The sequence below is a fragment of the Streptomyces sp. NPDC047917 genome (assembly GCF_043204345.1).
Lineage (GTDB): Bacteria > Actinomycetota > Actinomycetes > Streptomycetales > Streptomycetaceae > Streptomyces > Streptomyces sanglieri.
In genome coordinates this window covers 575,691-594,050 of the sequence record NZ_JBIDCA010000003.1, presented here as the reverse complement: position 1 = coordinate 594,050, position 18,360 = coordinate 575,691, and the positions used below count along the sequence as shown (strand labels likewise).

The following is an 18,360-nucleotide window of genomic DNA, read 5'->3' as shown; positions in this document are numbered from 1 at the left end:
AACCGTCATGACCAGCACCGTGACCGGCACGACCCGCACCGCACTCGTCACCGGCGGCAGCCGCGGCATCGGCGCCGCGACGGCCCTGCGGCTCGCCCGGGAGGGCGTCGACGTGGCACTGACATACGTACAGGACGAGGCGGCCGCCCAGGAGGTCGTGGCGAGGATCCGCTCGTACGGCCGTCGGGGCATCGCCCTGCGCGTGGACTCGGCCGACCCCGAAGCGGTCCCGGCGGCCGTGACCGGCGCCGCGGAGGCGCTGGGACGGCTGGACATCCTGGTCAACAACGCGGGGATCGGCGTCCTCGGCCCCATCGGCACCCTCACCCCGGCCGATGTGGACCGGGTGCTCGCGGTGAATGTGCGGGCGGTGTTCCTGGCCTGCCGCGCGGCGGCGGGACTGATGGAGCACGGTGGCCGCATCGTCTCCATCGGTACGGCCCTGAGCCGGCACGCGGGCGGTCCCGGCTCCACCCTCTACGCGATGAGCAAGTCGGCGCTGGCAGGTCTCACCAAGCCGCTCGCCCGCGAGCTCGGCCCGCGCGGCATCACGGTCAATCTGGTGCAGCCGGGCCCGGTCGACACGGACCTCAACCCGGCCGACGGCCCCTTCGCCGCCGGCCAGCGTGCGGCGACCGCCCTGGACCGCTTCGGCACCACGGACGAAGTCGCGTCCCTCGTCGCCTACTTGGCCGGTGACGAGGCGGGCTACATCACCGGTACGGAGGTGGTGGTGGACGGCGGCCACGCGGCCTGACCGGGGCCGTGCCGGAAGAGGCGCGGGGGCCTCACCTCGGGCGCGGGGTGACCTCCGCCATCCGGGACCAACCCTCGCCCGGCACCTCCACGTTGATGATCTCCGGGGTCTCGGCGACCAGGTCCGCCATCAGGTCCATGGCCGCCGCGAAGTGCTCGGACCTCACGTGGGCGGCCCCGGCCTCGGGGGAGGCGAAGGCCTCCAGCAGGACGAACTGGTCGGGGTTCTCCACGCTGTACGACCACTCGAAGAACACATTGCCCGGCTCCTGCCGGGTGGCCAGGGTGAAGGGCTCGACGGCCGGAAGCCAGTTGTCCCGCTCTTCGCTGCGGACGGTGAATCTGACGGCGATGAAGATCATGCGTCCAGGGTCGCATATGCCCTGGACGCGGACTCATCGGGCACACCCGGATGGTGCCGGACGGACCGGGCACCGGCCCGTCCGGCACCCGGCTACCCGCCCAGCTCGCGGTGGCGGGCGGCCAGTCGTGCGGCGCCCTGCTCGGTGGGTGAGCCGAAGAGCCGGAGCCGGGAGATTCCGCCGTCCGGGAAGATGTCGATCCGGACGTGCGTGGCCCGGACCGCCTCCGGCAGGACGAAGCGGTGGTCGGTGTCGGGCTGCAGCCGGGTGCGGGGCAGCACCTCGGTCCACTCGCCGCTCTCGCCGTCGCGGGCGACGAGGCTCGCCCAGCCCGCCGAGTTGCCCTTCAGGTACGCGGTGTCGATCTCCACGGCGCGGATCATCGCCTGCTCGACGAGCCGGTAGCGGATCCAGTCGTTGCCCCTGTCGCGCCGGCGCCGGGTCTCCCAGCCGTCGTCCATCTTGCGGGACCGGCCGGGCTGGACGGTGTTGGTGGCCGGGGAGTAGAAGCGGTCGGAGGCGTCCTCCACCGTGCCACCGTTCTCCAGGGCGACCAGGTCGAAGGTGCCGAGGGCGGCCAGCCAGCCGGGGTCGGGGACGACCTCGCCGTACACCCGGAGGCGGGCTATCCCGCCGTCGGGGTGCTGGTTGACCCGCAGATGGGTGACGCGCCGCCCGTCCTCGACCACGAAGCCGTTGGCCGCGTGCCCGCCGACCGCCGTACGGGGGACGAGCGTCGTCCACTTCACCTCGGGCGCGAGCAGTTCCCCGGGCGAGGGGGAGCCGGGCACGCAGGCCGCCTCGACGGAGACCGCCTGCGGGTAGTTGCCGCGGAAGTGCGCGGTGTCGACGACGATGCCGCGTACGACTCCGGGCACCCCGAGCCGCACCAGCGCCCAGTCGTGGTCCTCGTCCGCGGGGTGCGGCACGTCCGCGCTCGCTCCCCGGCGGCGCCGGGTCTCCCAGCCGTCCATGACCTTGCCCTTGTGACCGAAGCGCTCGGGGTCGAACTCGGCGGGTTCCGGCCGGAGCAGGTTCTCGCGCTCGGCGAAGAACTCGTCGTTGGCGGCGATCACGCCCGCGCCGAGCCGCCGGTCGGCGAGGTCGACGAGGTCGGTGAAGGGGAAGTCGCAGGTGCGGTAGTCGGCGTACGGGTCGCCGCCGCCGTACGGGTTCGCGTCACCGGTGAAGCGGGCTGTCGCCGTCATGGTCAGTGGTTCCTTTCGAGGAGGCGGCCGGTGGGTTCGCCTACGGTGCCGTCGGCGGCTATCCGTACGCCGCGCAGCCAGGTCGACCTCACGACGCCGTGCAGGGTCTTGCCGGCATAGGCGGTGACCCGGTTGCGGTGGAAGAGTTCGGCGGGGTCGACGGTGAACGTGTCGTCCGGGGCGAGCACCGCGAAGTCCGCGTCCCGACCGGCCTCGATGGCGCCCTTGCGGGTCAGTCCGGCCAGTTCGGCGGGGGCGGCCGACATCCAGCGGGCGACGTCGTCCAGCGAGTGACCGCGTCTGCGGGCCTCGGTCCAGATGGCGGGCAGCCCCAGCTGGAGGGAGGAGATCCCGCCCCAGGCCGTGCCGAAGTCCGGCGTCTTGAGGTCGGTGGTGCACGGCGAGTGGTCGGAGACGATGCAGTCGATCGTCCCGTCGGCCAGCCCCTCCCACAGCGCGTCCTGGTTGGCCGCCTCGCGGATCGGCGGGCAGCACTTGAACTCCGTTGCGCCGTCCGGGACTTCCTCGGCGGTGAGGGTCAGGAAGTGCGGGCAGGACTCCACGGTGACCCGGACGCCCTCGCGCTTGGCGGCGGCGATCACCGGCAGCGCGTCACTGGAGGACAGGTGCAGGACGTGGACGCGGGCGTCCAGCCGCCTGGCGTGCGCGATCAGTCCCTCGATCGCGGTGTTCTCGGCGTCGCGCGGCCGGGAGGCGAGGAAGTCGGCGTACGCGGGCCCGCCGTGCTGCGGGGCGTCGGCCAGGTGGTGCGGGTCCTCGGCGTGCACGATCAGCAGCCCGCCGAAGCCGGTGATCTCCGCCATGGACCGGGCCAGCTGCTCCTGGTCGAGCTCCGGGAACTCCTCGACGCCGGAGGGCGACAGGAAGCACTTGAAGCCGAACACCCCGGCCTCGTACAGCGGGCGCAGGTCCTTGACGTTGGACGGGACGGCGCCGCCCCAGAAGCCGGTGTCCACGTGCGCCTTGGGCGCGGCCACCTGCCGCTTGACGCGCAGGTGCTCGACGGTGGTGGTCGGCGGGAGGGAGTTGAGCGGCATGTCGAGCAGGGTGGTGATGCCGCCGGCCGCCGCCGCCCGGGTGGCGGTGTGGAAGCCTTCCCACTCCGTGCGGCCCGGATCGTTCACATGGACATGGGTGTCGACGATCCCGGGCAGCAGGACGTCGTCACCGAAGTCCTCCAGCCGGGCCCCGGCCGGCACCTCGGCGTCGTACGGCAGGACGGCGTCGATTCTCCCGTCGGCGACGGCGACCGCCGCGGGGCGCGTCCCGTCCGGGGTGACCACACGCGTCGAGCGCAGTACCAGTCTCACGTCCGCACCGGACACCCGTGCTCCTCACTTCGGACTTTCGAACGCTGATGAATTCAACGAACTGTTGAAGGAGTCTTCACTCGGGATTCGAGCCCGTCAAGACCCCACCCTCCTCGCCGGACGGCCGTCGGGCCACCCCGGGGCCACAACTGGAGATTTCCACAAAGTAAAAGTCTCATTTCGGAGTGCGGAACGTAGTATGGGACCAGTGCCGGCCCGGAGATCCGCCCCGCCGACGGCCGACACCGGGACAAACGGGCTCTGACCGGCCAGGACGCCGTACCCCGAGCAGTGGGCCGATCGGGAACCGCCCGGTAGGCTGCTGGGTGCCTCGCCGGGCGGGGCACCAGCTCTTCCGCCTCGAAAGGACCGTTGACGTGCCGCCGTCCCACGCCAGCACATCCGACTCCAAGCCCGCCGCTCCCAGCGGTGGTGTGCAGTCCCTTGAGCGTGCCTTCGATCTGCTGGAGCGGATGGCGGACGCGGGGGGTGAGGTCGGACTGAGCGAACTCTCCGCGAGCAGCGGGCTGCCGCTGCCCACCATTCACCGCCTGATGCGCACGCTGGTGCTCTGCGGATACGTACGCCAGCAGCCCAACCGGCGCTACGCGCTGGGCCCCCGGCTGATCCGGCTCGGCGAGTCCGCGTCCCGGCTGCTGGGCACCTGGGCCCGCCCGTATCTCGCGCGGCTGGTCGAGGAGACCGGCGAGACCGCGAACATGGCACTGCTCGACGGCGACGAGATCGTGTACGTGGCGCAGGTGCCGTCCAAGCACTCGATGCGCATGTTCACCGAGGTCGGCCGCCGGGTGCTTCCCCACTCCACTGGGGTCGGCAAGGCGCTGCTGGCGCACACACCGCCGGAGGAGGTACGGGCGCTGCTGGCCCGGACCGGGATGCCGGCCGCCACCGAGAAGACGATCACCACCCCCGACGGCTTCCTCGAAGCGCTGGAGCAGGTCCGCCGGGTCGGCTACGCGGTCGACGACAACGAGCAGGAGATCGGGGTGCGCTGCCTGGCGGTCTCCGTACCGAACTCGCCCACCTCGGCCGCGATCTCGATCTCGGGCCCGGCGGGCCGGGTGACGGACGCGGCGACGGAGCGGATCGTGCCGATCCTCCAGCAGGCCGCCGAGGAACTCTCCGACGCGCTGGCGAGCAGCGGTTCCACCGGCTGAGACACGGGGAGGGGGTGGCCGGCGGCCACCCCCTCCCCATATGTCCCCCGCCTCTCAGACCGGTTCCGGCACCGTCAGGCGGCCGTCGTCCATCCGGACCGTGCGGTCCGCCCGGTCCAGATGGGCCAGGTCGTGGGTGACCAGCACCGTGGCCGTCGAGCGCTCCCGGGTCAGCGCGAGCAGCAGGTCCAGTACCGCCGCGCCCCGCTCGTGGTCGAGCGCGCTGGTCGGTTCGTCGACCAGCAGCACCGCCGGGTCGTTCATCAGGGCCCGCGCGATGTTGATCCGCTGCCGCTGCCCGCCCGACAGCTGGTGGGGCCTGCGTCCGGCCTGGTCCGCCAGGCCGACCGCGTCCAGCAGTTCCAGCGCCCGGCCGCGGGCCGCGCGCACGGCGCCGCCCGAGAGATGCGCCATCACCTGGAGCTGTTCGGCCGCCGTGAGCGACGGCAGCAGATTGGGCTGCTGGAAGACGATGCCGATGCGCTCGCGGCGCAGCCGTGCCTGCTGCTTGCGGCCGAGGCCGGCGGTCTCCGTGCCGGCGACGGTCACCCGGCCGCTGTCCGGGGTGACGAGGGTCGCGGCCACCGCGAGCAGACTGGACTTGCCGGAGCCGGACGGTCCCACGACCGCGGTGAGCGAGCCCGCAGGTACGTCCAGCGAGATCCGGTCGAGGGCGGTGAGCCGGCCGTCGCCGTCGGGGTAGGTGAGGCTGACGTCGGCGAGGGTGAGGGTCATCGGGCACTCCCGAGTGCGGTGAGCGGGTCGACGGCGGTGATCCGCCGGATGGACAGGGCCGCCCCGAGGGCACCGAGGACGATCATGACGGCCGCCGGGACCAGGACGGTCGCCGCGTCGAGGACGAACGGCACGGCCCCGCCGCTGATCAGGGCGCCGATGCCGGAGGCCAGCGCGGTGCCCGCGCCCGTCCCGACGGCGAGCATCACGACGGCCTGCCCGAGCGCGTCGCGCAGCAGGTACCGGGTGGAGGCGCCGAGCGCCTTGAGCACGGCGACATCGCCGCTGCGCTGGATCGTCCAGACGGTGAAGAAGGCGCCGATGACCAGGGCGGAGATGGCGAAGAGGAAGCCGCGCATCAGTTGGAGCGAGCCGTTCTCGGCCTGGTAGGAGCCGATGGCGGTGAGGGAGCCGTCCAGGGAGAGCGTGCTGGTGCCGGTCGCCCTGTCGCCCGCGGCGAGGTCGGCGCCGCCGGTGGTGGTCAGGGCGATCACCGTGGCGTGCCGGGCCCCGCTGTCGCCGTCGCCGCCGAACCGCTGCCAGTCGTCGAGCGAGGTCCACACGACCGGTGTGTGGCTGTACGAGGCGTCCCCGGCGACGGCCTCGACGGTGACCTCGGTGGCACCGAGCCGCAGCCGGTCACCGGCCCCCGCCGCCAGGTCGTCGGCGGCCTGCCGGGACAGCACCACCTTCCCGGCGCCGACCCGGGCTCCGCCGGTGGGCGCCAGGTCCCCGTCCGGCTCGATCCCGAACGCCGACACGGCGGCCGTGCGCTCCCCCCGGTCCGCGACGGCGTTGAGCGTGCGGATGCCGAGCGGCTCCGCGCCGCTCACCCCGGGCCGCTCCGCCCAGCTCCGCCAGGCGTCCTCCTTCACGACCGAGTCGGTGAAGGACACGGACCGGCCGTCGGGCGGGGCGGCGAACGCGAGGTGGTCGGCGTTCAGCCCGGTGACGGCCGAGGTGTTCTCCCGGGCCAGGCCGGCGGTGAGGCCGGACAACAGACCCACGAGCAGCGTGATCAGCACCACGACCGAGCCCATGAGCGCGAACCGGCCCTTGGCGAACCGGAGATCTCTCCATGCGACGAACATGCCTCCAGCCTCGGCTGCCGGGCGTCCGGAAACATCGCTCGGCGGTGGGGCCCGACATCAACCTTTCGATTGACCGGCCCCCGGCACCCCGCGTCTACGCTGGACGAATCATGGATTCCCGCGCCCATCCCCCGGTCGCCGCCGCGCTGCGGCTGTGTCTGCACGCGCTGCTGGTGGGACTGCTGGCACTGGCGGCGGTACGGGCCGTCGCCGACGGCACACATCCCAGGGCCGTCGTCGTGGTGAGCGCTGTGATGGCCGCCCTGTACGCGGCGGGCGCGCTCGCCCCCGCCGTACAGCCCCGCACCCGCGCGGGCGCGCTGTGGCTGGCGGCGCTGGGCGCCGCGTGGCTGGCGCTGCTCGTGCTGTCGCCGGAGGCCCTGTGGGTGGCCTTCCCGCTGTACTTCCTGCAACTGCACCTGCTGCCGGCCCGCTGGGCACTGCCCGCCGTCGCGGTCACCGCGGGCGCCGCGATCGCCAGCTTCGTGCTGCACGGCCAGGCCGTCACACCGGGCACCTTCATCGGTCCGCTGCTCGGGGCGGCGGTCGCGGTCGCGACGGTCCTCGGGTACGAGGCGCTGTTCCGGGAGAGCGAGCGGCGCCGGGAGCTCATCGAGGAGCTGATGTCGACCCGGGCGGAGCTGGCCGAGGCGGAACGCACCGCGGGGACGCTCGCCGAACGCGAGCGGCTGGCCCGCGAGATCCACGACACCCTCGCCCAGGGCCTGTCCAGCATCCAGTTGCTGCTGCGCGCCGCCGAGCGCACCCTGCCCGCCGACGCCCCCGCCACCCCGCACGTCCGCCGGGCCCGCGAGGCCGCCCAGGAGAACCTCGCCGAGGCCCGCCGCTTCGTCCGCGCCCTGTCGCCGCCGGACCTGGCGAACGGCTCCCTGGCGGCCGCTCTGGAACGCCTCTCGTCCCGCACCACGGGCCCCGGGCTCACGGTGCAGTTCGCGGTGAGCGGCACACCGGTGGAGCTGCCGACCCCGTACGAGGTGGCGCTGCTGCGCACCGCCCAGTCGGCGCTGGCCAACACGGTGCGGCACGCCGGGGCCGGGCGCGCGGAGATCACCCTCACCTTCATGGGCACCTCGGTGTCGCTGGACGTCGTCGACGACGGCCGCGGGTTCGACCCGGGCCGCGGCCCGGTCGTCGCGGACCAGGACACCGGGGGCTTCGGGCTGCCCGCGATGCGGGCGCGGGCCCGGTCCCTGGGCGGCACGCTCAGCGTCGAGTCCGCCCCCGGTCAGGGCACCGCCGTCGCCCTCACCCTTCCGCTCCCGATCCCCGACGGCCGGCCAGGACAGGACGCCGCATGACCACCCCCGCCGACACTCCCATCAGGCTGCTGCTCGCCGACGACCACCCGGTGGTACGGGCGGGGCTGCGCGCCGTGCTCGACTCCGAACCCGGTTTCCGGGTGGTCGCCGAGGCGGCCACGGCCGAGCGGGCCGTCTCGCTCGCCGCGACCGGGGGGTTCGACGTCGTCCTCATGGACCTCCAGTTCGGCGCGGGCATGCACGGATCGCAGGCCACGGCGGCGATCACCGCACAGCCGGGCGCGCCCCGCGTCCTGATCCTCACCACGTACGACTCGGACGCCGACATCCTGGCCGCCGTCGAGGCGGGTGCCGCCGGCTATCTGCTCAAGGACGCCCCGCCGGAGGAACTGGCGGCGGCGGTGCGCACGGCCGCGGCGGGACGGTCGGCGCTGGCGCCGGCCGTCGCGCACCGGCTGATGGACCGCATGCGCACTCCCGCGGAGGCCCTGACCAAGCGCGAACTGGAGGTGCTGCAACTGGTCGGCGAGGGGTTGTCGAACCTGCAGATCAGCAAGCGGCTCTTCCTCAGCCAGGCGACGGTGAAGTCCCATCTGGTGCACATCTACGCCAAGCTGGGCGTGGACTCACGCACCTCGGCGGTCGCGGCGGCCACGGCCCGCAGGCTCATCCGCCGCTGACCCCGTGCCCGGCCGCCGGGTCACCGGTCAGCCGCGCGGCGGCTCACCGAAGAGGTCGACGGCCACCCGTACGTCCCTGAGCGCGGACGCCAGGGCGCTCACGGAGCCGATCGCCCCGGCGATCAGCAGCAGTGAACGGCGCAGCCGTGGAATCTCGGGGACTCCGCTCGCCGCCATCGCGTCCAGCGCGGCCAGTTCGTCCTCGGCGATCCCGCGGTCCGGGAATTCGCGCGGATGCCCGGCCAGCTCGCGACGGAGCCGGGAGACGGCCGTACGCAGCTCCGTCACCCTCGGGTCCTCGCTGCCGGTCACCCGCGTCTGCCCCACGCTTCGCAACAAAGCACTCCCCCTCGCACATCCTTGTGCCAGTGTTCCGACCGGTCCCCACACCGTTGTTCAAGTGTCCGGGCGTGCGCGCAAGTTAACGCCATGAAAGCTGCCGAGCGCCACTCCGCGGACGGAATTCGGGGTGTCCCGTTTGGGTGATCCGTGTGGATCCCGGTGGACGGCTTTCCCGCCCGCGCCCGCGTCCGCCCGTCTGCGCGAAAGGTGTGCAAAGGGAGCGCGAGGGGGGCGAGGGGTGCACGTCCGGGGCGTGCCGGGGTATCCAGACGGCATGACTGCGACGACACCAACCCCGAAGGTCGCCGGGCTGCTGCTGGCCGCGGGCGGCGGCCGACGGCTCGGCGGACGACCCAAGGCACTGCTCGAACACCATGGCCGGCCACTGGTCGAGCACGCGGTGCGGGTGCTGCGGGACGGCGGCTGCGGCCCCGTCCATGTGGTGCTGGGCGCGGCGGCCGAGCGGGTAGGGGCCCGCGCCGATCTCACCGGCTGCTCGGTGAGCGTCAACCCCGAGTGGGCCGAGGGCATGGGCTCGTCGCTGCGGGCGGGGCTCGGGGCGCTGGCCGCCACGGGGGCGGACGCGGCGCTCGTCCTCCTCGTCGACCAGCCGGGGATCGGTGCGGACGCGGTGGCCCGGGTTCGTTCGGCGTACCGGTCCCGGTCGGGGATCGCGGCCGCCGCGTACGGCGGGGAGCGGGGCCATCCGGTGCTGTTCGGGGCGGATCTGTGGGTGGAGATCGCGGCGGGGGCGGTGGGCGACCAGGGCGCTCGGGCGTACCTGCGGACGCACCGCGATGCGATCACGCTCGTCGAGTGTTCCGATGTGGCTCAGGCGTACGACATCGACACGGTGGAGGACCTGAGGCACCTCCGGTGACCGGACTGGCACGCTGCGCCGCCACCGCCCCACTTCTGTCGACCCGGAGAATCTCGACATCAACAAACCATTGAACTTCCACCATGAGGAAACTACTATCCACTGGTCAGAAGCCCTATGCACCTCGGACGGCTTCCACGCCCGTATCCCGGAGCCCTGGCACGCCGTGCCATTCCAGGCGACCCGGCGGCCGTGGGACGCCACCCGCACCGCCCGCTGAAGGAGTGACAGCTCATGTCCGCACCAGCGCCGTCCCCGCTGGCCATCGTCGATGCCGAGCCCCTGCCCCGGCAGGACGAGGTCCTGACCGACGCGGCCCTCGCGTTCGTGGCCGAGCTGCACCGGCAGTTCACGCCGCGCCGTGACGAGCTGCTCGCCCGCCGCGGCGAGCGCCGCGCCGGGATCGCCCGCACCTCCACGCTGGACTTCCTGCCCGAGACGGCGGCGATCCGCGCGGACGACTCCTGGAAGGTCGCGCCGGCCCCGGCCGCGCTGAACGACCGCCGGGTGGAGATCACCGGTCCGACCGACCGCAAGATGACCATCAACGCCCTGAACTCGGGCGCGAAGGTCTGGCTCGCCGACTTCGAGGACGCCTCCGCCCCCACGTGGGAGAACGTCGTCCTCGGCCAGCTCAACCTGATCGACGCCTACACCCGCTCCATCGACTTCACCGACCCGAGGTCCGGCAAGTCGTACGCCCTGAAGCCCGCCGACGAGCTCGCCACCGTCGTCACCCGCCCCCGCGGCTGGCACCTGAACGAGCGTCACCTCCAGCTCGACGGCACCCCGGTGCCCGGCGCCCTGGTCGACTTCGGCCTCTACTTCTTCCACAACGCCCAGCGCCTGATCGACCTGGGCAAGGGCCCGTACTTCTACCTCCCGAAGACGGAGTCGCACCTGGAGGCCCGACTCTGGAACGACATCTTCGTCTTCGCCCAGGACTACGTCGGCATCCCGCAGGGCACGGTCCGCGCGACCGTCCTGATCGAGACGATCACCGCCGCGTACGAGATGGAGGAGATCCTCTACGAGCTCCGCGACCACGCCTCCGGGCTGAACGCGGGACGCTGGGACTACCTCTTCTCCATCGTCAAGAACTTCCGCGACGGCGGCTCCAAGTTCGTCCTGCCGGACCGCAACGCGGTGACGATGACCGCCCCGTTCATGCGCGCGTACACCGAACTCCTGGTCCGCACCTGCCACAAGCGCGGCGCGCACGCCATCGGCGGCATGGCCGCCTTCATCCCGTCCCGCCGCGACGCCGAGGTCAACAAGGTCGCGTTCGAGAAGGTCAAGGCCGACAAGGACCGCGAGGCGAACGACGGCTTCGACGGCTCCTGGGTCGCCCACCCGGACCTGGTCCCGATCGCCATGGCCTCCTTCGACGCGGTCCTCGGCGAGAAGCCGAACCAGAAGGAGCGCCTGCGCGAGGACGTCGCGGTGGCCGCCGGTGACCTGATCGCCATCGACACCCTGGACGCCAGGCCCACCTACGAGGGGCTGCGCAACGCCGTCGCGGTCGGCATCCGCTACATCGAGGCCTGGCTGCGCGGCATGGGCGCGGTCGCCATCTTCAATCTGATGGAGGACGCCGCCACCGCGGAGATCTCCCGCTCACAGATCTGGCAGTGGATCAACGCGGACGTGGTCTTCGAGAACGGCAAGCACGCCACGGCGGAGCTGGCCCGCGCGGTCGCCGCCGAGGAACTCGCCGCGATCCGCGCCGAGATCGGCGACGAGGCGTTCACCGCCGGCAAGTGGCAGCAGGCCCACGACCTCCTGCTCCAGGTCTCCCTGGACCAGGACTACGCGGACTTCCTGACGCTGCCGGCGTACGAGCAGCTGGACTGACGCCGCTTGCACACCGCCGCCCCCGGTGCCGCCGGCACCGGGGGCGGCGGTGTATCGCGGTGAGCTCGAAGCCGGGCGGACAGGGCTGGTCCGACGCATCGGCCACAGCCTGCTTCCCGTGCGCGTTCTCCCGACGGCGTCGGGCCCGCCGCAACGGGGCCGGAAACCTGCTGGGCGCGTCGGGACCGGACATCGTAGGGTGGCGCACCGCGGCGTGCGACGAGGGATCCGCTGGAGGAAGCATGCGCCTTACCGTCTCCGTCGAGGGCGGTGACTCCGGCGGCCTGCACCACCTTCGCCGCTGGCTGTCCGACGAGCCCGAGCTGAGGGGTCGGATCCGCGGGCGGACAGCGTCACCGTTACCGTCCGACGCCATGGGGCTGGGTGCGGAGGCCCTGCTCGCGGTGGTCGGGCCGGGTGGCGTGGCCGCGGTCTTCGCCGGCGCGCTCGTCGCGTGGGTGCAGAGCCGCCGGGGCGACCAGACCGTCACGATCACCCGGCCCGACGGGGCCACGGTCACCGTCTCCGCGACCCGTGTCAGAGGAATGACCGCGGAACAGAATGCCCGGTTGGCGAGAGAGCTGATCGCCTTCCTCGGCCCGGCGCCCGACCCGGTGCCGGTTCCGCCCGACGACGGCGAGCCGTCGCCGGAGGCCCCGCAGCAGTGACATCGCGAGGAGCCGGACTCGCCGCGGACGGTGCCCGTGCCGTCCTGATCGGTACTCACAGCCACGTGTCCGGTTCCCAACTGCATGATCTGCCCCCGGTCGCCACCACGCTCGACGACCTGGAGACCGCCCTGCGGGACGTTTGCGGGTTCGGCCCGGAGCAGGTGCATCGCGTCCCGGCCGGCGCGGACACCGAGGAGGTGATCGACGCGATCGAGCGCGTGGCGCGTGAGGCGACCGGCGTCGTGCTCCTCTACTACGTCGGACACGGACTGCTGGGTCCCCGCGACGAGTTGTACCTGGCGACCCGCGGCACCCGTTCCCACGAGGAGATCTCACGGGCGGTGCCGTACCGCACGGTGCAGGGTCTCCTGAGCGCGTGCGCGGGTGGCGGCATCGTCGTACTGGACTGCTGCTACTCCGGGCGGGCCGATGTTCCCGACGGCGGTGGTGTCCCTGCCCTGGAGCCGTTCGTCTCCGCACGGCCGGACGGCAGCCTGCTGCTCACCGCCACCTCTCGCTACGATCTGTCCTTCGCACCCGAGGAGCGGCGTCACACGTTGTTCAGCGGCCGGCTGCTGCGGCTGCTGACCGAGGGAGATCCGGCCGGTCCGCCCTGGCTGACGATGGACAGCCTGTACAGCGCGCTGGACCGCGCGTTCGCGGAGGGACCGATCCGGCCACGGCGTCAGAGCGAAGGTTCGCTGGGCTCACTGCGCATCGCCCGGAACCCGGCCTGTCGCGGAAGCGGCGACACGTCACACGGCGGAGGGGCCCGGCGGGACGATCCACCGGCCGACGTTCCGTGCCCCTACCCCGGCACGGAATACTTCGGCGCCGCCGACAGCCACCACTTCTTCGGGCGGGAAGCACTCGCCCGACGGCTGATCGACACCGTGTGCGCGGCCACGCCGGACGGCGCGGCACCCATGACCGTGGTCATCGGCGCCTCCGGGGTGGGCAAGTCCTCGCTGCTGAGAGCCGGACTGCTGGCCGGACTGGAGCAGCGGCACTCCTCGACGGCCCGGCCGCACGACCTGCCGTGGCCGGCGCTGCTGTTGTCCGCACCCGGGGAACACCCGCTCCGGGCGCTGGCGGAGTTGTGGGCGCGGGCCACCGGACGGGACTCGGACGACGTCCGCCGGGTGCTCGCCGAAGACGGTCGGCTGCCACCGCCGAAGTCCGGCCGGCCACGCTGCGGGCTGCTGGTGGTCGACCAGTTCGAGGAGGTGTTCACCCGCTGCACGGACCCCGCCGAGAGGGCCCGGTTCATCGAGGTGCTCGTTCTCGCCGGGCACGGGAGAGCGGACGGCGGCGAGGCGCGCGGGGAACGCGGCATGCGCGTGGTCCTCGGCCTGCGAGCCGACCACTACGGCAGTTGCCTCGCCCATGACGCGCTCGTCCCCGTTCTGGGGGAACGCCAGCTGCCGGTCCCTCCGATGACCGATGACGAGCTGCGCGCGGCGATCGAGGGCCCCGCCGGCGTCGCAGGACTGGATCTGGAGCAAGGACTGGCGGACCGGCTGATACAGGATCTGCGCTGGGGGCAGCTGTCGAGCGGTGCCGACGGCGCGAGCACCGCAGCCGTTGCGGACGCCGACGGCGGGCCCCCGGCCACGTCGCCCCTCGGCACCGCGACCGCCTCCGGCCCCGTGCCCGCCGTGCCCGTGCCCGTGCCCGTGCCCGTGTCCATGTCCGGACCCGACCTCGACACCGCGCTCCCCTTCCTCGCACACGCGCTGCGCGAGACATGGCGCAGGCGTAGCGGAGCCGTCCTGACGCTGGCCGGATATCAGGCCACCGGCGGCATCTGGCACTCCATCAGCACGACGACCGAGCGCCTGTATCAGGACCTCGATACGGCGGGCCAGGATGCGTTGCGCGAACTGCTGCTGCGGCTGGTTCATGTGCCGGCGTACGGCACCGGCGCCGCCGTACGGCGCAAGGTGGCCCCCGACGCGCTGCTGGACGGCTTCCCGTCGCGGCAACGGGACCTCACGGCGGCCATCCGTGACCGTCTCGCCGCGGCCCGGCTGATCAGCGTCGATCAGGACGGTGCTCAGCTCTCGCACGAGTCACTGCTGCGGTCGTGGTCCCGGCTGCGCCGATGGGTCGAGGAGGACCGCGGCGTCCTGGTCGCGCGTCAGCAGCTTTCCGAGATCGCGCGTGCCTGGGACGCTTCCGGTGGCGACCCGGGCTTCCACTACCGGGGCAGCCTGCTGGAAGCCGCCCGCGGGCTGATGCGTGAGGAACGGCTCAGGCACCGGCGGTTGCCCCGGCTGGACGAGAGGTTCGTGGCCGCGAGCAACGAGGCCGACCGTGCTGCACGAGCCCGTGAGGCGCGCCGCACTCTGCGCCTCAAACAGGCGCTCGGCGCAGCCGTGTTCGCTCTCGTCCTGGCGCTCGTCGGCGGCGTGCTCGCCTTCCAGCAGCAAGGCGTGGCGAAGGAACAGCGCAAATCCGCCACCCACCGGGCGCTCGTCGCCGAGGCTGTGTCCAGGCGTGCCGCCGACCCTCGGCTCGCGCTGAAGATCGCGATGGCGGCGCACGGGCTGCGGGCCACCGCGGAGACCCGCGCGGCGGTGTCGGACACACTGGTCCAGAGCCGACTCACCGGCAGCTCCGCCCATGACGAGAACGACCCGCTGCTGAGCCCCGACGGCAGACTGCAGGTGGCGGCGCAGGCGGACAGGACAGGGCTGGTGTTGCGCGGTATCGGCGACAGGGCCCGGAACACCCGGCTGGCCTCCTTCCGCCCCTGTCCCGGAATCGCGCGCAGGCCCGCCTTCGGCCGCGACTCCCGTACGCTCGCCGTGATCTGCGACAACGGCGCGGTGAGCCTGTGGGACATCACCCGGCCCACTCAGCCGCGTCCCGCTGGTTCCCTGAGGTCCCCGGACGCGTCGGGCAGACCCGGTGGGGTCGATTTCAGTCCCGACGGCACACTGCTCGCAGTCGGGAGCTACGCGCCGCCGGACGCATCGCAGGCGCACGGCTCGCTCGCCCTGTGGGACATCCGCGACCGAGCCCGGCCCAACTTGCTCAAGGTGCGCAGAAATGTCTACGACAGCACGTCGGTGCGCTTCGCCCCGGACGGCAGGACGCTCGTCAGCTCCACCGGCATCGTGTCCTTCCGGGACGAAGGGGTCGACAGTGATTCGCTCACCCACACATCGGGCGCGACGCTCTGGGACGTGTCCCGCTCGGCGGCCCTCCGCCGGCTGACCCGGCTCCCCCGCGTCGACGAGGACCCGGGCTTCAGCCGGGACGGCGCACTCCTGGTCACCAGGAGCCACAGGACCGTGCAGCTCTGGGATGTGAGGACCCCGGCGACCCCCAGAGAGCTGTCGAGCTGGACCGCCCACAAAGACCTTGTGACCGCGGTCGGGTTCAGCCCCGACCGCCGCACTCTGGCCACGGGAAGCGCTGACAGGACCATCGCCCTCTGGGACATCTCCGACCCCGCGCACCCCACCGAGTCCGCCCGGCTGAACGGGCACGACTCCACGGTGGAGACGCTGCGCTTCTCCGCGGACGGACGCTCGATCGTCTCCGCCGACCGGAACCGGATCGTGCAGTGGGACCCGGTGGGCGGTGGCCTGCCACGTGCCGTCGCCACGCTCGGCGGCAAGGCCTCCCTCACCTCCGCGGCCTTCACGCCGGACGGGCGGACGCTGGCCACCGCCGGATACGACCAGGCTGTCACGCTCTACGACATGAGCGTCCCCACCAGCCCGAGGCGTACGGCCGTCGCGGCGATGCCCGGGTTCGTCACCGACATCGCGATCAGCTCCGACGGACGGCTGCTCGTGGCGGGCGACCGGCTCGGCGACGTGCTGATCTGGGACATCAGGGACCGTGCCCGTCCGCGGAAGGTCACCGACCTCTCCCGCAACAGCGATCCCATCACGTCCGTGGATTTCGGCAAGGAAGGCGAGAGCGTGATCGTCAGTGGGGCGGAGACCTACTTCTCGCCGGGCTGGGCCACGATGTGGGACATCCAAGAGCGGGGACGCCCTCGTACGGTCGGCACGTTCAACGACGTCTCCACCGTTCACGCCGCGCACTTCGGCGCCAAGGGGACTCTCGTGGCGCTACCGGGGTTGAGGACGTTCCTGTGGCCTGCCGACGACTCCCACGAAGCGGTGGGACTCGAAGACAGCAACGGCAGTTCCGCCTTCGGTCCCGACGGCCGGACTCTGGCGACGGGCGGTTCGCAACGCGACATCGTCCTGTGGGACATCGAGAACCCGCGCCGCCCCAGAAAGACAGCGGAGATACCCAAGGGCGAGAGCAACTACGCCAAGTACGTCTTCCACCCTGCGGGAAATCTGGTCGCGGGCCTCGATGAGGCCGACGGCGTCACCTTGTGGAGCGTGGCCGACCCCACCCGTGTCCACCTGGCCGCCACGATGGCCCGTCAGGGGCAGCGAATGACCGACCTCGCGTTCCACCCCGACGGCAGGTATGCCGTCACGGTGAGCGGGGACGGCAACCCGCTCACCGTCTGGGACCTCGGCCGCCTTCCCGGTATCAGCGCGGATCTGATCAAGACCGCCTGCACCGTGGCCGGGGGCGGACTCACCAGGGAGGAATGGAAGCAGTACGTGCCCGGCCAGCCCTACCAGGACACCTGTGACGGGCACCTGGCCGATTGAGGCCTGCTCATTCAGCGACACGGCCCCGCACGGGAACGGACCGGGGTCAGGAGGTCGCCGCCGCCATGTCCGCCTTGACCGCCGACTCGTCGAGCGACGCGAGAACGGTCCCGGGCTCGCCGCCCTTCATCACCGCCTGGCCCACGTCGGTGCGGATGGCGCCCCGGACGGCGGGCCAGGAACGCATGTTGACCGGGGCGAACTGGGCGTTCGACAACTGCTCGATGAACGGGGAGAGCGGCTGTTCGGCGGGCTTCCCGGTCGCCGCGTCGGATGCGGAGTACGTCACCGGCAGCGCGGACTGGCTGCCGCCGTACGTCAGGGCGGACTTCCCGCTGTAGAGGAACGAGAGGAAGGCACCGCACTCCTTGCGGTGGTCGTTGCGCCGGAACGCCATCAGCCAGTCGCTGATCCCCACCGGAGGGGCGGCCCCGCCGCTCTTCTTGGGGAACGCGGCATGCGCATAAGGGAGTTTGGCCTGATCGGCCGCGCCCATCAGCATGGGGTGGCCGATCATCATGCCGATCTCGCCCCGCATGAACTGGGCGTACGCGTCGGTACGGTTGAGTTTCATGGGCTCGGCACCCGCCAGCCCCTCGGCGACCAGCTCGTCCCGCAGCCAGGTCAGGGCCTCGACGTTCTCCGGCTTCGCGAAGTCGTACTCCGCGAGCTCACTCGTGTAGCCGCCGCCGGCCGCGAGCATCCAGGACAGGGCCTCGTCCTCGGCCGCCTCGGGGCCGAGCTGGAGGCCGTACGGCGTCTTCACGCCGATCGCCTTCAACGCCTGCGCGGACACCCGCAATTCGTCCCACGAGGTGGGGGCACCGCTGATGCGCGCCCGCCGGAAGAGCTCCTTGTTGTAGAAGAGCCGGGGCGTGCTGGCCAGGAACGGAATGCCGTAGGTGGCGTCTCGGACCGTGCCCGCGTCGGTGAAGGACCGGATGAAGTCCGCCTGAGTGGCGATGTCGAACAGCTGGCTCATGTTGTAGAGGCGGCCGTCCTCGGCGTACGGCGCGAAGATGTTCGACTGCGCGATGTCGGGCGCCCTGCCCTCCTCGACCCGCTGGGCGAGCGTCTTGTCGATCTTGGTGTAGGAAACCCGCTCCAGCTCGATCCTGATCCCGGCGTGCTGCTTCTCGAATGCCGCGGCGACGGCGTCCCACTGGTCGCCGAGCGAAGCGCCGATGCTCTTGTCGTAACTGGCCACGAGCAGATGGAGCTTCACTTCCTTGCTCGCCGAACAGCCGGTGAGCCCCAGCGCGGCCGTGGTGCCGGCGAGGCCGGCCGTCTGAAGAAGGAACTGCCGCCGACGCACCGCTCTTGCCACCTCTTGCTAG

Annotated in this window: 15 protein-coding genes; 8 read left to right on the top strand and 7 right to left on the bottom strand. The window is 72.2% G+C overall.

Annotated features, from left to right (window positions below):
• Positions 1 to 7: 7 nt before the first annotated feature.
• Positions 8 to 757 (top strand): SDR family NAD(P)-dependent oxidoreductase, encoded by a 750-nt coding sequence (locus ACGF8B_RS09460; protein WP_392736304.1) that lies wholly within the window; start codon positions 8 to 10, stop codon positions 755 to 757.
• A gap of 31 nt (positions 758 to 788) precedes the next feature.
• Here ACGF8B_RS09460 and ACGF8B_RS09455 read toward each other — a convergent pair whose 3' ends face one another.
• The 3 genes from ACGF8B_RS09455 to allB form a co-directional block, all read right to left on the bottom strand.
• Positions 789 to 1,118 (bottom strand): putative quinol monooxygenase, encoded by a 330-nt coding sequence (locus ACGF8B_RS09455; protein ID WP_392736302.1) that lies wholly within the window; start codon positions 1,116 to 1,118, stop codon positions 789 to 791.
• Positions 1,119 to 1,210: 92 nt separating this feature from the next.
• Complete coding sequence (gene alc / locus ACGF8B_RS09450) at positions 1,211 to 2,326, bottom strand: allantoicase (protein ID WP_392736301.1); 1,116 nt, start codon at positions 2,324 to 2,326, stop codon at positions 1,211 to 1,213.
• 2 nt (positions 2,327 to 2,328) lie between these two features.
• A complete protein-coding gene (gene allB / locus ACGF8B_RS09445) occupies positions 2,329 to 3,672 on the bottom strand; it encodes an allantoinase AllB (RefSeq protein WP_392736299.1) in 1,344 nt (447 codons plus the stop codon).
• Between the two features lie 362 nt (positions 3,673 to 4,034).
• On the opposite strand from allB, the gene ACGF8B_RS09440 reads away from it, so the two are divergent.
• Complete coding sequence (locus ACGF8B_RS09440; RefSeq protein WP_266910503.1) at positions 4,035 to 4,835, top strand: IclR family transcriptional regulator; 801 nt, start codon at positions 4,035 to 4,037, stop codon at positions 4,833 to 4,835.
• Positions 4,836 to 4,889: 54 nt separating this feature from the next.
• On the opposite strand, the gene ACGF8B_RS09435 is transcribed toward ACGF8B_RS09440, so the two are convergent.
• Together ACGF8B_RS09435 and ACGF8B_RS09430 are read right to left on the bottom strand one after the other, a co-directional pair.
• Positions 4,890 to 5,570, bottom strand: a complete 681-nt coding sequence (locus tag ACGF8B_RS09435) for an ABC transporter ATP-binding protein (RefSeq protein WP_392736297.1) — start codon at positions 5,568 to 5,570, stop codon at positions 4,890 to 4,892.
• Entirely contained in the window at positions 5,567 to 6,661 is a 1,095-nt protein-coding gene (locus ACGF8B_RS09430; protein WP_392736295.1) for an ABC transporter permease, read from the bottom strand. The genes ACGF8B_RS09435 and ACGF8B_RS09430 overlap by 4 nt, the downstream gene beginning before the upstream one ends.
• Positions 6,662 to 6,771: 110 nt before the next feature.
• On the opposite strand from ACGF8B_RS09430, the gene ACGF8B_RS09425 reads away from it, so the two are divergent.
• Both ACGF8B_RS09425 and ACGF8B_RS09420 read left to right on the top strand, forming a co-directional pair.
• Positions 6,772 to 7,980: a sensor histidine kinase gene (locus tag ACGF8B_RS09425; RefSeq protein ID WP_392736293.1), complete on the top strand. Its 1,209-nt coding sequence runs from the start codon at positions 6,772 to 6,774 to the stop codon at positions 7,978 to 7,980.
• A complete protein-coding gene (locus ACGF8B_RS09420) occupies positions 7,977 to 8,621 on the top strand; it encodes a response regulator (RefSeq protein WP_392736291.1) in 645 nt (214 codons plus the stop codon). Before ACGF8B_RS09425 ends, ACGF8B_RS09420 begins: the two co-directional genes overlap by 4 nt.
• Positions 8,622 to 8,648: 27 nt before the next feature.
• Here the strand turns inward: ACGF8B_RS09420 and ACGF8B_RS09415 are convergent, their stop codons facing one another.
• Positions 8,649 to 8,948, bottom strand: a complete 300-nt coding sequence (locus tag ACGF8B_RS09415; RefSeq protein WP_241196650.1) for a DUF5955 family protein — start codon at positions 8,946 to 8,948, stop codon at positions 8,649 to 8,651.
• A gap of 289 nt (positions 8,949 to 9,237) precedes the next feature.
• On the opposite strand from ACGF8B_RS09415, the gene ACGF8B_RS09410 reads away from it, so the two are divergent.
• From ACGF8B_RS09410 to ACGF8B_RS09395, 4 genes are all read left to right on the top strand, one after another.
• The gene (locus tag ACGF8B_RS09410) at positions 9,238 to 9,843 is read left to right on the top strand and encodes an NTP transferase domain-containing protein (RefSeq protein WP_392736289.1); all 606 of its coding nucleotides are present in this window, start codon (positions 9,238 to 9,240) and stop codon (positions 9,841 to 9,843) included.
• A 234-nt stretch (positions 9,844 to 10,077) separates the two neighbouring features.
• A complete protein-coding gene (gene aceB / locus ACGF8B_RS09405) occupies positions 10,078 to 11,697 on the top strand; it encodes a malate synthase A (RefSeq protein ID WP_392736287.1) in 1,620 nt (539 codons plus the stop codon).
• 242 nt (positions 11,698 to 11,939) lie between these two features.
• Complete coding sequence (locus ACGF8B_RS09400; protein ID WP_392736286.1) at positions 11,940 to 12,365, top strand: hypothetical protein; 426 nt, start codon at positions 11,940 to 11,942, stop codon at positions 12,363 to 12,365.
• Between the two features lie 65 nt (positions 12,366 to 12,430).
• Positions 12,431 to 17,023, top strand: a complete 4,593-nt coding sequence (locus ACGF8B_RS09395; RefSeq protein WP_392736284.1) for a caspase family protein — start codon at positions 12,431 to 12,433, stop codon at positions 17,021 to 17,023.
• A 46-nt stretch (positions 17,024 to 17,069) separates the two neighbouring features.
• On the opposite strand, the gene ACGF8B_RS09390 is transcribed toward ACGF8B_RS09395, so the two are convergent.
• Positions 17,070 to 18,338 carry an ABC transporter substrate-binding protein gene (locus ACGF8B_RS09390; RefSeq protein WP_392736283.1) on the bottom strand — a complete coding sequence of 423 codons (1,269 nt, stop codon included), beginning with the start codon at positions 18,336 to 18,338 and terminating at the stop codon, positions 17,070 to 17,072.
• Positions 18,339 to 18,360: the final 22 nt, after the last annotated feature.

Bases quoted from the DNA above. Each gene is read 5' to 3' on its own strand.
- ACGF8B_RS09460 (WP_392736304.1), top strand. From the start codon at position 8: ATGACCAGCACCGTGACCGGCACGACCCGCACCGCACTCGTCACCGGC.
- ACGF8B_RS09455 (WP_392736302.1), bottom strand. From the start codon at position 1,118: ATGATCTTCATCGCCGTCAGATTCACCGTCCGCAGCGAAGAGCGGGAC.
- alc (WP_392736301.1), bottom strand. From the start codon at position 2,326: ATGACGGCGACAGCCCGCTTCACCGGTGACGCGAACCCGTACGGCGGC.
- ACGF8B_RS09435 (WP_392736297.1), bottom strand. From the start codon at position 5,570: ATGACCCTCACCCTCGCCGACGTCAGCCTCACCTACCCCGACGGCGAC.
- ACGF8B_RS09430 (WP_392736295.1), bottom strand. From the start codon at position 6,661: ATGTTCGTCGCATGGAGAGATCTCCGGTTCGCCAAGGGCCGGTTCGCG.
- ACGF8B_RS09425 (WP_392736293.1), top strand. From the start codon at position 6,772: ATGGATTCCCGCGCCCATCCCCCGGTCGCCGCCGCGCTGCGGCTGTGT.
- ACGF8B_RS09420 (WP_392736291.1), top strand. From the start codon at position 7,977: ATGACCACCCCCGCCGACACTCCCATCAGGCTGCTGCTCGCCGACGAC.
- ACGF8B_RS09410 (WP_392736289.1), top strand. From the start codon at position 9,238: ATGACTGCGACGACACCAACCCCGAAGGTCGCCGGGCTGCTGCTGGCC.
- aceB (WP_392736287.1), top strand. From the start codon at position 10,078: ATGTCCGCACCAGCGCCGTCCCCGCTGGCCATCGTCGATGCCGAGCCC.
- ACGF8B_RS09400 (WP_392736286.1), top strand. From the start codon at position 11,940: ATGCGCCTTACCGTCTCCGTCGAGGGCGGTGACTCCGGCGGCCTGCAC.